Origin of the sequence: Paraburkholderia podalyriae, from assembly GCF_014397785.1 — a bacterium.
GTDB classification, from domain to species: Bacteria; Pseudomonadota; Gammaproteobacteria; order Burkholderiales; family Burkholderiaceae; genus Paraburkholderia; species Paraburkholderia podalyriae.
In genome coordinates this window covers 70606-83166 of record NZ_VZQQ01000028.1, presented here as the reverse complement: position 1 = coordinate 83166, position 12561 = coordinate 70606, and the positions used below count along the sequence as shown (strand labels likewise).

General features: G+C 60.7%; 10 protein-coding genes. All 10 read right to left on the bottom strand.

From position 1 onward, the window contains the following. Window positions 1-456 precede the first annotated feature (456 nt). Window positions 457-1836: an MFS transporter gene (locus F6X42_RS27065; RefSeq protein ID WP_187637139.1), complete on the bottom strand. Its 1380-nt coding sequence runs from the start codon at window positions 1834-1836 to the stop codon at window positions 457-459. 77 nt (window positions 1837-1913) lie between these two features. Next, window positions 1914-2801 (bottom strand): formyltetrahydrofolate deformylase, encoded by an 888-nt coding sequence (purU, locus tag F6X42_RS27060; RefSeq protein WP_187637133.1) that lies wholly within the window; start codon window positions 2799-2801, stop codon window positions 1914-1916. Between the two features lie 23 nt (window positions 2802-2824). Continuing rightward, window positions 2825-3265: a dihydroneopterin aldolase gene (locus tag F6X42_RS27055; protein ID WP_187637132.1), complete on the bottom strand. Its 441-nt coding sequence runs from the start codon at window positions 3263-3265 to the stop codon at window positions 2825-2827. 43 nt (window positions 3266-3308) lie between these two features. Next, window positions 3309-3896: a sarcosine oxidase subunit gamma gene (locus F6X42_RS27050; protein ID WP_187637131.1), complete on the bottom strand. Its 588-nt coding sequence runs from the start codon at window positions 3894-3896 to the stop codon at window positions 3309-3311. Then, window positions 3886-6882: a sarcosine oxidase subunit alpha family protein gene (locus F6X42_RS27045; RefSeq protein WP_187637130.1), complete on the bottom strand. Its 2997-nt coding sequence runs from the start codon at window positions 6880-6882 to the stop codon at window positions 3886-3888. The genes F6X42_RS27050 and F6X42_RS27045 overlap by 11 nt, the downstream gene beginning before the upstream one ends. After that, window positions 6879-7160 carry a sarcosine oxidase subunit delta gene (locus tag F6X42_RS27040; protein WP_187637129.1) on the bottom strand — a complete coding sequence of 94 codons (282 nt, stop codon included), beginning with the start codon at window positions 7158-7160 and terminating at the stop codon, window positions 6879-6881. Before F6X42_RS27040 ends, F6X42_RS27045 begins: the two co-directional genes overlap by 4 nt. A gap of 14 nt (window positions 7161-7174) precedes the next feature. Continuing rightward, a complete protein-coding gene (locus F6X42_RS27035; protein WP_187637128.1) occupies window positions 7175-8419 on the bottom strand; it encodes a sarcosine oxidase subunit beta family protein in 1245 nt (414 codons plus the stop codon). 11 nt (window positions 8420-8430) lie between these two features. Continuing rightward, entirely contained in the window at window positions 8431-9807 is a 1377-nt protein-coding gene (locus F6X42_RS27030; RefSeq protein ID WP_187637127.1) for an L-serine ammonia-lyase, read from the bottom strand. 10 nt (window positions 9808-9817) lie between these two features. After that, window positions 9818-11077 carry a serine hydroxymethyltransferase gene (glyA, locus tag F6X42_RS27025; RefSeq protein ID WP_187637126.1) on the bottom strand — a complete coding sequence of 420 codons (1260 nt, stop codon included), beginning with the start codon at window positions 11075-11077 and terminating at the stop codon, window positions 9818-9820. A gap of 81 nt (window positions 11078-11158) precedes the next feature. Next, window positions 11159-12370, bottom strand: a complete 1212-nt coding sequence (locus F6X42_RS27020; protein WP_187637125.1) for a M24 family metallopeptidase — start codon at window positions 12368-12370, stop codon at window positions 11159-11161. Window positions 12371-12561 lie beyond the last annotated feature (191 nt).

Genomic DNA, 12561 nt, shown 5'->3' with positions numbered 1-12561 from the left:
ACGGCTAAGGCCCGGCTCGCCCGCGCGCACTTCCCGACCTACCTATTCCGCCTCGTCCTCATGGTCGGCGATGCAGGTTGGAATTCGTGAAATTCCATCTGCATTCCTTATCAAATCGTTGGCAATTTGCTTTTATGTCAAATTGAATGAATCGGTGGCGTCCTGCCCAACACCACATATGGCACTACGCTCTCCTGTCTGCTTCATGGCAAGGTTTATGGGGCCACCAGTACACCGAGGCGATTGAGACGATATCGTCGGCCCGCAACTGCCCCCGTGGCCGGCAGCGTCAGATGCAAACGCACGTCGCTAGCGTCTTCAACACATCATTCATGAGCGATTTTTTTCGGAATTCTACTGCCCAACTCCTCCTGCGACGCAACCGGCCGACTCGCTTCGATCCGCTCAGGCAGAGCCAATCGAAGCGAGCGGGGCGTGACTTCAGTCCGATGGCATTCAGTCGGCGAGCGGCCCGCGCGATGTCTCCCGACTCGCGAGCATGGCTATCAAAGCGACGCCTGCCGCGCCGACCATATACCACGCCGGAGCCAGCTTGCTGCCGGTCGCATGGATCAACCAGGTCGCGACGAACGGTGCCGTGCCGCCGAATAACGCGTTTGCTGCGTTGAAGCAGAACGCGAAACCGCTGTAACGCACGCGCGTCGGAAAGATCTCTGACAGGAAACACGGTAGCGTGCCGTCGTTCATCGTCAGCAGCGCGCCAAACGCGATCTGGATCAGCACGATCGTCATGAAGCTGGCACCGACGAGTCCCTTGAAAAGCGGTACTGTCAACAGGGCGAACAGGACCGAAGCACCGATCAGCATCGTCTTGCGACCGACGCGGTCCGACAGCGCCCCCATAATGAAGATGAAGCCGATGTAGGCGGCAAGAGAGATGGTGGCCGCAATAAAGGATTGCGTTTCCCCCATCCCCATCTCGGTCGACAGGTAGGTGGGCATGTAGCTCAGCACCAGATAGAACGCCACCGCGTTCAGGCACGTGACCCCAAACGCGATCAACATCTTGCCGCGATGTACAGTCAGCAATTCCGTGACCGGCGCGCGCGCAACGTGGTGCGACGCTTCGAGTGCCTTGAACTTCGGCGTATCTTCCAGGCGCACCCGGATGTAGCGTCCGATCAGTCCGAACGGTGCTGCGAGCAGAAATGGCAGGCGCCAGCCGAAAGACTGGAGCTGCTCAGTCGTGAGCACAGCGTGCAGAACCGCCACGAATATCGATCCGAACAGGAGGCCCGCCGCCGTGCTCGCCGGCACGATGCTGGTATAGACGCCCCGCTTGCCCTCTGGCGCATATTCGGCGAGGAATGCTGATGCCCCTGCATACTCACCGGAAGCAGAGAACCCCTGGATAAGTCGAACCAGCAGCAAAAGGATCGGTGCCATGACGCCAACCTGCGCATAGGTTGGCAGGAACGCGATCACGAAGGTCGAAGCCGACATGATCAGGATCGACAGCGACAGCGCTGTCCGGCGCCCGATCTTGTCGCCGAAATGCCCCCAGACGATGCCTCCGATGGGTCGGACGATAAACGAGATCGCAAATACGGCGTAAGCGGCAAGCAGCCCCGTCGCAGCGTTAGTCTTGGGGAAAAAGACAATCGCAATAATGGTCGCGAGATAACCATAGGACGCGTAATCGAACCACTCGACAAAATTGCCGATGAAACTGGCCATCGCCGCACGCTTAAGCAGACGCCCGTCTGGCACCGGCGCGGCCTGACGATTGTCAGAAGCGTACGAGGACGGCATCCCGGCCTGTGAGATGACGCCAGCTGCTGCCTGCCGCCCTGAAACCGCTTTCCTGTTACTCATTTGTTGTCTCCAAACATGAATCATAAGATTGCTGCGTTTTCGGCTGCGGCTCTTGAGTCCGCTTCACCGGCGAGTTGCTACTGAAGTACGACGGTTCGGTTACCGTTGATAAAAATTCGATGCTCGGTAAAAAGCTTGACGGCGCGCGCCAGCGCGAGGCACTCCATATCACGTCCGGTTGCGAGTAGCCGGTCAGGGCCATACGCGTGAGTGACGCGTTCCACGACCTGTTCGATGATTGGCCCTTCGTCGAGATCATCGGTCACGAAATGCGCTGTCGCGCCGATCAGCTTCACCCCGCGCGTATGCGCCTGGTGATAAGGCTTCGCGCCCTTGAATCCGGGCAGGAACGAGTGATGAATGTTGATTGCGCGCCCGGCGAGGGATGCGCTCAGCCCGGCGGACAACACCTGCATGTAACGTGCGAGGACGACAAGTTCAGCACCAGTCTGCTTTACCAGGGCCAGTACCTGCGCCTCCTGTTTCGGCTTCGTGTCAGCCGTCAGCGGTAGATGGTGAAACGGGATGCCATTTGCAGCCGCAACAGGTTCGAGATCCGGATGATTCGAGGCCACCCCGACAATGTCCATCTTCAGTTCGTCCATGCGCCAGCGGAACAGCAGGTCGGCGAGGCAATGGTCGAGCTTCGACACCATGACCAGTACTTTGGGTTTCGCTGACATGTCGTGGATCTTCCACGCCATGTCGAACCGGTTAGCAACATTCGTAAATTCTTCACGCATCGACGCAACGTCCAGCCGCTGTATCGATGCCGCATGAAAAATGCATCGCACGAAGAAACAGGCAGTGAACTCATCGTCGAAGACATCGAACTCGTCGATATAGCATCCGCGCTCATCGAGAAATCGCACCAGCGCAGCGACCTGCCCCGGCGCGCTGGGACAGGTGACGATCAGCGCGAACTGTTGCGCGTGATCCGTGCGCTTCGTAGTGGTTTCAGTCATAGCGACTCCGTATGTGGCATATGTCAGGCGTGCGTGGTCTCGGCGAGGTGTGCGGCAGCCAGGTGGGCACGCCGGCGCAGAAAGTCGTGACGACTCCAGCGCAGGCGCACGCCCACCTGCGCCGCCGAGCGCACTGCGTGCGGCTTGTAGAGCGTGAGCATGGCGTCCTCGAGCATCTCGAAGCGGTCGAACGCCAACGCCAGCAGATCTGCGGCGAGTTGCTCGACCAGGTCCGTGTGTGTCTGCGCGTCAAGGTAAGCGCACAGCATCCGGCAGAACGCGTCGTAGTCGAGGCACTCACCGATCTCCTCCGGTAGCGCCTGACTTCGACAATGCAGTACCGCATCAATCACCACCGGCTGGGCTACGCGTTCATGATTGTGGATCCCGATTCGCGTCTGTGCCCGCAATTGGTCGATCACGATATCCCATTCGACGCTCAGTCCTGCATCCGGATGTTTCATCGAACGATCTCCTCTGTATGACGTGGGACAACCGCCGCGCGTGTTATGCAAGATACGGCTGCGCCGCATCGAGCAGCATCAGGCAGCAGTATTCGGCAAAGCTGCGCCGCACGATGACCTGGAACCGGTCATCCCCGTCACGACAAAGCGTGATGCCTGCCTTGAAGAAGTGCGAACTGGCACATTGCCCGTCTGCGAACACGCGTCGATGCAGATCGAGCGGGCAGCCGCTTGCCAGTACTTCTCGCACATGGGTACCTGAAATGTCGATTACGGTGTAACCGCTACTGACGTCGACGACCGCGTAGTATTGTCCGACAAGCGCCTCGCGCAAGGCGCGTTCGAGTTCAGTCGCCATATCCTGGGTAGACTGGATGAGCCACTCGTCCGGCCCCATCCACCACACTGCGCGTTCACCTGCCGTCACGCGACCACCGGATTGCTTCGGCAATGGGACGCCCAGCACGCGCTGCACGGCCACATCAAACGCGATACCGTTGCCGCGTAATGTGAGAAGCGTCACGAACGGCCGCTCGGTGAACCGGAAGCGTCGTGATATGCCGCCGGATGCAGCGGCAATCCGCGCTTCAATACCGACGAGCGGCGACTCCTGAACCAGATCATTCAACATGCTGACGTACCCCTTCCGGATCGTAAAAAACAGGACTGCACACCTCGGCCTCGACACAACGTGTGGTGGACATCGACACAAAAACCCGCTGCCCCATCCTGTCGAGACCGCCTTTGACGACCGCCAGTGCAATCGACCGCTTCAGGATCGGACTCATATAGCTCGACGTAACATGGCCGAGCATTGGCGTGATGCCCTGTGTCGCAGGTGTGGTTACGATCTGCGCGCCTTCGGTCAGCGTGACGCGGGGGTCCACCGGTTTCAGTCCAACGAGCTGCTTGCGTCCCGCACCCTGTGTATCCGAGCGCGACAGCGAGCGCTTGCCGAGGCAGTCCTTCTTCGCGACCATGCCACCCATGCCAAGGTCGAACGGTGTGATCGACCCATCGGTATCCTGACCGACGATGATGTAGCCCTTCTCCGCACGCAGCACGTGCATGGTTTCCGTGCCATAGGGTGTGATTTCAATCTCACGCCCAGCGCTCATCAACGCTTCCCATACGCCGCGCCCAAAGTTCGCCGGCACGTTGACTTCGTACGCCAGCTCGCCCGAGAAGCTGATTCGCATGACACGCGAAGCCACGCCGGATACCGTCCCGTTGCGATACGTCATGAACGGGAATGCCGCGTTCGCGAAGTCGATGTCTTTACACACCTTCTGCAACACCTTGCGGCTGTTCGGCCCGACTACCGCGAAGGTCGCCCAGTGATCTGTCACGGAGCTCAGGTGGACGTTCAGATTCGGCCATTCCGTCTGCAGCCAGCGCTCCATCCAGTTCAGCACACGCGCGGCGCCACCCGTGGTCGTGGTCATCATGTAGTGCTGTTCGCCGAGGCGCACCGTCACACCATCATCGAAGACCATGCCGTTCTCGTCGAGCATCAGTCCATAGCGGCATTTGCCGACTTCCAGCTTGCTCCAGGGGTTCGTGTACAGCCAGTTGAGCAGCGTCGCTGCATCCGGGCCCTGAATGTCGATCTTGCCGAGCGTCGACGCATCCAGAATGCCTACGCTGTTGCGTACCGCGAGGCACTCGCGCGCTACCGCCGCGTGCAGATCCTCGCCGTTTTTCGGGTAGTACCACGGGCGCTTCCAGTTGCCGACGTCCTCGAACGCCGCGCCATGCGCCTCGTGCCACGGATGCATGCAGGTCTTGCGGACCGGATCGAGAAAGTCACCGAGTTCACGCCCGGCGATCGTGCCGAACGTCACCGGTGTGTAGTTCGGCCGGAACGTCGTTGTGCCGGTCTCGGGAATCGTCTTGCCCAGTGCCTGGGCGAGGATCGCCATCCCGTTGATGTTGCCAAGCTTGCCCTGATCAGTGCCGAAACCCATCGCCGTGTAGCGCTTGACGTGCTCGACCGAGTGATAGCCCTCGCGTGCAGCGAGCAGAATGTCAGACGCCGACACGTCGTTCTGGAAATCAACGAACCGCTTGGGACCGCGCGATGCTTTATCCAAGTTCGCAACCAGCCAGAGCGGCAACAGCGGTTGTTCATTCGAGACCTTCGCCTGCCACTGCTGCACGGCAGGATCTGGTAAGCCCGCGAACTGGGCAGCCCGTCGACCAGCCTTGACGCCATCATCGAGCGTCTCCGGCAGCTGGAACGCACCGCGCGCGGCACCGATGCTGCATTCTTCCTGGACCCCCGCGCCCGGAATGAAGCAAGCCTTGTCGTCGTTCCAGAGTGCCTTGCCGCCCGACTGCGCAAAGAGGTGCAACACGGGATTCCAGCCACCCGACATGCCCACCAGGTCACAGCCGAGCGTCGCAATGCGCTGCCCCACGCGTCCCTGTGCATAGCGGGCAACAGTGACGTTGCGCACGCGTTCCTTGCCGCCGGCGTCGATCACAACGGCGTTGTTGACGATGGCGACCCCGCTGCGCGCTGCCTGTTGCGGCAGCGCACCCGCGCTGGCGCCGCGAGGATCGACAACCGTCACGTCTGCCCCGTGTATCTTGAGATCGAGTGCGGCGCGATACCCTTCGTCGTTGTTTGTGAAGATCACCGCACGCCGGCCTGGCAAAACGCCGTAACGGTTGAGGTACGTCGAGATCGCCGACGCCAGCATGATGCCGGGCAGGTCGTTGTTGCCAAAGACCAGCGGCCGCTCATGCGCGCCCGTTGCGAGAATCACCTTCTTCGCGCGGATCTTCCACAACCGTTCACGCGTGCCGCTTCGCGTTGAAACGGGCAAATGGTCGGTCAGACGTTGCGTGACCGTGACGAGGTTATGGTCCTGATAGCCAAAAGCAGTACTACGGCTAAGGACGGTCACATCTGGCATAGCCGAAAGCTCGGCCTCGATCGCGCGCGCCCAGTCGCTGGCCGGCTTGCCGTCAATCTTTTCTGTGCCCGACAGCAGACTTCCGCCCAGTTCGGGCTGGTCGTCAACCAGAATGACCCGCGCGCCACTCGCGCCCGCCGTTCGTGCCGCAGCCAGTCCCGCTGGACCCGCACCGACGATCAACACGTCACAATGCCCAAAGCGCTTGTCGTAGCGGCCCGGGTCGTTCACCTCCGGCGACTTGCCCAGACCCGCGGCGTGGCGAATGCGTTGCTCGTACTTCGGCCAGAAGCTGCGCGGCCACATGAAGGTCTTGTAATAGAAGCCGGCCGGCATGAACCGGGCGAACTTCTGGTTGATCGCCATGCGATCGTGTTCGAGGCTCGGCTCCGCGTTCACGCTTGTCGCGTCGAGCCCCTGATAGAGCTCGACCTCGGTAGCGCGCGCGTTCGGGATCGTGTGGGCGCCGCGCTCCAGCTGGACCAGCGCATTCGGTTCCTCGACGCCCGCGGTCACGATGCCGCGCGGCCGGTGGTACTTGAAGCTGCGCGCAACGAAATGCACATCATTGGCAAGCAGCGCCGACGCCAGCGTGTCGCCCTGAAAGCCCTGGTACGTGCGGCCGTTAAACGTGAACGTCAGCGGGATCGCGCGATTGATGCGCCCGCCCGATGGCAAACGGTTCTGCTGGGTCATGCTGATTCTCCTTCTTCCGGAACGCCGATCTTGCTGACCGACCTGAACGCGTACGTCACCGTATCGCGCTCGGCGTTGAACCAGCGGCGGCATCCCTGCGCGTGGTTCCACTGTTCACGGTGCAAGCCACGCGTGTTCTTGCGCATGAACAGGTACTCGCCCCATTCCCTGTCGGTAAGCTTCTCGGTGTCGAGTGGACGCACGATCTCGGCTTCGCCGCCGTACGAGAATTCGGACTCGGCACGCGGCCCGCACCAGGGGCATTGAATGAGCAACATGGATCTCTCCCTGGTTAGTGCGCGACCGCTGCCGCGCCGTGTTCGTCGATCAGATGGCCGGTGTAGAACCGGTCCAGCGAGAACGGCGCATTCAGCGGATGCGGTGTGTCGTTGGCAATGGTGTGAGCGAAGGCCCACCCGGAACCCGGTGTGGCCTTGAAGCCCCCCGTGCCCCAGCCGCAGTTGAAGTACAGTCCTTTCACGTCTGTCTTGCTGACGATCGGACACGCATCCGGCGACACATCGACGATCCCGCCCCACTGCCGGTTCATCCGCACGCGCGAGAACACCGGGAACATTTCGACAATCGCCTGGAGCGTGCCTTCGATGGTGTGGAAACTACCGCGCTGGCCATATCCGGTGTATTGGTCGACACCAGCCCCGATCACCAGATCGCCCTTGTCGGACTGACTGATGTACGCGTGCACCGCGTTGGACATGATCACCGTATTGACAATCGGCTTGATCGGCTCCGAGACGAGCGCCTGCAATGGATGGCTTTCAAGCGGCAGGCGGATCCCCGCCATCTCCGCGAGGACGCTGCTGTTACCTGCTGCGACCACCGCGACCTTCTTCGCCTTGATGAAGCCTTTGACGGTATCGACCCCGACCACTGCGCCATTGGCGCGGCGAATGCCGGTCACGCCACAGTTCTGCAGAATATCGACACCATGCTGGTCCGCGCCGCGCGCATAGCCCCATGCGACCGCATCGTGCCGGGCCACCCCGGCGCGGCGCTGGAATGAGGCGCCCAGCACCGGATAGCGGCTATGCAGGTTGATCACCGGCACGATCTCCTTGATCTGCTCGGGGGTGAGGAATTCAGCATCGACGCCATTGAGCCGGTTCGCATTGACGCGACGTTCGGTGTCGCGCACATCCTGCAGCGTGTGCGCGAGATTCATCACGCCGCGCTGACTGAACATCACGTTGTAGTTGATGTCCTGCGAGAGCCCCTCCCACAACTGGAGAGCCTTTTCGTACAGCGCGGCCGACTCGTCCCACAGATAGTTCGAGCGCACGATCGTTGTGTTGCGCGCGGTATTGCCTCCGCCGATCCAGCCCTTCTCAAGGACCGCAATGTTACGCACGCCGAGTTCCTTCGCGAGGTAGTACGCCGTGGCAAGACCGTGACCGCCGCCGCCGACGATCACCACGTCGTATTCCTTCTTCGGTTCGGGGCTCTTCCATGCGCGCTCCCAGTTCTCGTGATACGACAACCCGTTGCGCAACAAACTGAATATCGAATACCGGCTCATCATCTGTCTCCTCAACACTCAATCACGTTGACCGCAAGGCCCCCGCGCGAGGTTTCCTTGTACTTGGTCTTCATATCGGCGCCTGTCTCGCGCATCGTCTTGATGACCTTATCCAGCGATACGTAGTGTTTGCCATTGCCGCGCAGTGCCATGCGGGCGGCGTTGACCGCTTTCACCGCCCCCATAGCATTGCGCTCGATGCACGGAATCTGGACGAGACCGCCTACCGGATCGCAGGTCATGCCCAGGTTGTGCTCCATGCCAATTTCAGCGGCGTTTTCTACCTGTTCCGGTGAGCCACCCATGACCGCCGCGAGTGCGGCGGCCGCCATCGAACATGCGACGCCGACTTCGCCCTGGCAACCGACTTCCGCGCCGGAGATCGAGGCATTCTCCTTGTAGAGCAGTCCGATGGCAGCAGCCGTCAGCAGGAAGCTCACAACGCCGTCGTCGCTCGAACCTGAGACGAACTTCATGTAGTACTGCAATACCGCCGGGATGATCCCCGCGGCGCCGTTGGTGGGCGCGGTCACGATGCGCCCGCCCGCGGCGTTCTCCTCGTTCACCGCCATCGCATACAGATTGATCCAGTCGATCATCGACAGCGGATCGCGCAGGCTTTCTTCCGACTGGGCTTTCAACTGTTGAAAGAGTTCGGCCGCGCGTCGCCTGACCTTCATGGGCCCCGGCAGGTGCCCTTCGATCGAACAGCCGCGTGCGATCGCCGCCGACATCACGTCCCTGATCTTCAGCAACCCTAGCCGCACGGCTTCGGGCGTGCGCCAGGTTGCTTCGTTGGCGAGCATCAACCCTGCGATAGACAGGCCGCTCTCGCCGCACATGCGCAACAGGTCGACACCTGTCCTGAACGGATAAGGAACCCGCGTGGCACCTTCCTGGCCGTTGAGGCGTTCCCCTGCATCGTCAACAACAAAGCCGCCCCCAACCGAATAGTAGGCCTGCTCGCCGACCACCTTGCCGTTTGCGTCGAACGCGGTAAACCGCATCCCATTGGAGTGGAACGGCAGCACCTCGCGGCGCAGGAACACCATCTGCGTCTTCTCGTCGAAGGCAATCTGCTGGACTCCAGCGACTTCGATCGACTTCGTTGAGCGAATATGAGCCAGCCGGGTTTCCACGTAGTCGGGATCGATCGCATCGGGAAGATTCCCTTCGAGCCCAAGTAGTACAGCCTTGTCCGTACCATGTCCCTTTCCGGTGGCGCCGAGTGAGCCGTACAGGTCCGCCCGGATCGCGCTCACCTCACCGAGCTTTCCGGCGTTGCGCATGCGGGTAGCGAACCGGCAAGCCGCGATCATCGGCCCGACGGTGTGAGAACTCGAGGGCCCAATGCCGATCTTGAAAAGATCGAAGGTGCTGACGTTCATGGCTTTCCCGTTAAAGTCCAGCGTATACCGGCAGGCGCGCACACAACTTCGCCACCTGTTCGCGCACGCGCTCCTCGACCTGGGCATCGCCCAGGTTGTCCAGCACGTCGCAGATGAGCGCGGCAGTCAGCACGACATCGGCTTCCCTGAATCCGCGTGTCGTAATGGCAGGTGTGCCGATGCGGATCCCGCTGGTCACGAACGGTGATTGCGGATCATTCGGCACTGCATTCTTGTTCACCGTGATGTGCGCACGACCCAGTGCTGCGTCCGCGTCCTTGCCAGTGATCCCCTTCGCGACCAGGTCGACAAGAAACAGGTGATCGTCCGTGCCGCCGGACACCACGTCATAGCCGCGCTCGACGAATACCGAAACCATCGCGCGCGCATTCTCCAGCGTCTGTTTCTGGTACTCGACAAAGTCGGAGCCGAGCGCTTCCCTGAACGCGACGGCTTTCGCCGCGATCACGTGCATCAGCGGGCCGCCTTGGGTGCCCGGAAAGACCATCGAATTGAGCTTCTTTTCGATCCCGGCGTTGGCTTTGGCCAGAATCAGCCCACCGCGAGGGCCGCGCAGCGTCTTGTGGGTAGTCGTCGTGACGATGTCCGCAAACGGCACAGGATTCGGATACAGTCCTGCCGCCACGAGTCCTGCCACGTGTGCCATGTCGACGAAGAGTAAGGCGCCGACGCGGTCCGCGATCTGACGGAAGCGTGCAAAGTCCAGCACGCGCGAGTAGGCGGAGAAGCCCGCCACGATCATTTTGGGCGTGTGTTCGACGGCGAGGCGCTCGACTTCTTCGTAATCGATCAGACCAGTGTGTGTATCGACGCCATACTGAACCGCGTTATAGAGCTTGCCGGAAAACGACACCTTCGCGCCATGCGTAAGATGGCCGCCGTGCGCGAGGCTCATGCCGAGAATCGTGTCGCCCGGCGTCAGCAATGCCAGATAGACCGCGGCGTTCGCCTGCGAGCCACTATGCGGCTGGACGTTCGCATAATCTGCGCCAAAGAGCTGCTTCGCACGCGCGATCGCCAGTGACTCCACTACGTCGACATGTTCGCAGCCACCGTAGTAACGCTTGCCTGGATAACCTTCGGCGTATTTGTTGGTGAGCACCGATCCTTGCGCTTCGAGCACCCGCGGGCTGGTGTAGTTTTCTGATGCGATCAGCTCGATGTGATCTTCCTGACGCTGGCGCTCGAGGCGCATCGCGTCGGCCAGTTCCGGATCGAACCCGGCAATGGTTTGTTCCTTTGAAAACATTGAAACGTCTCCTGCAACATCCTGGGGTGCCTGCGGCCGTAGCCGCAGGGTGATTCGAATGAGACCGGAACAGGCTTAGATTCAGGCCTTGATGATGTTGTGGTCCGGGCCGTACCTGAACCCGGTGATGTTGGTGGCATCTTTCTCGCCCACCACCAGGATGTCGTGCTCACGATAACCGCCCGCGCCAGGCAAGCCTTGCGGCAACATGATCATCGGTTCCATCGAAATGACCATGTTCGGTTCGAGCACCGTGTCGATGTCTTCGCGCAGTTCGAGCCCGGCTTCGCGGCCGTAGTAATGCGAGAGCACACCGAACGAGTGGCCGTAGCCAAACGTGCGGTACTGCAGCAGGTTGTACTCCGCGTAAATCCTGTTCAGTTCGTGGGCGATGTCGCTGCAGCGTGCGCCCGGCTTGATCAGTTTCAGCCCAGCTTCATGCACTTCGATGTTGACCTTCCACAGACGCAGGTGCTCGTCGGAGCAGTGGTCGAAGAACATCGTGCGCTCCAGTGCCGTGTAGTAACCGGCGATCATCGAGAAGCAGTTCAGGCTCAGGATGTCGCCCTTCCGCACCTTGCGTGTGGTCACCGGATTGTGGGCGCCGTCCGTGTTGATCCCCGACTGGAACCACGTCCACGTGTCCATCAGCTCTGAATCGGGGAAACGTCTGGCGATTTCACGGACCATCGCCTGCGTCGAAGCCAGTGCCACTTCATGTTCGCGCACGCCTTCATGTACCGCCGCCGCGAGCGCCGCTCCCCCCACGTCGCACACATTGGCGCCATGCCTGATGACCTCGATTTCTTCAGCGGACTTGATCATGCGCAAGCGCATCGTCTGCGCGCTGATATCGACGAATTCGACAGAGGGCAGCGCGGCTTTGAGCTTTTCCAGCACATCCACGGGGACATGATCGAACTCGATGCCGACGCGTCCCTTGTTGTCGATTTCCTGCTGCACAGCACGGAAGAAGTTATCGCGCTGCCAGTCGGTGTAGACCACGTTGTAGTCGCCGACGGTACGACGCCACGGCTGGCCGCCATCGATATTTGCCGAGATCGACACCACCTTGTTCGGCGTTACGACGAGCCCGTACTTGCGGCCGAACGAGCAGTACAGGAAGTCCCCGTAATAGTTGATGTTGTGATACGACGTGAACAGCACGGCATCTATATTCTCGTTGGATATCAATGCGCGCAGCTTGCCCTGGCGGCTCGCATACTCCGCATCCGAGAAGGTGTGCTTCACCTTTTCGCCGTTCTCAATCCGAATCAGATTTTCCAGTTTCATGCGCTCGCTCCTTGGTGAAAAACGCCAGTAGGTGTGAGCGAATAGTAGAAGTTTGGTGGATTCGAAAGTTTTCGAAAACGACACGACGATCCTCAATTTCGACATTGAGGGTTTACCACCGTGAGCCCGTTTTGCCGTCGGATTGGCTTGTTCAACGAGCGTGCGCCTCCGCACGCAGCGATCGAGCGCGT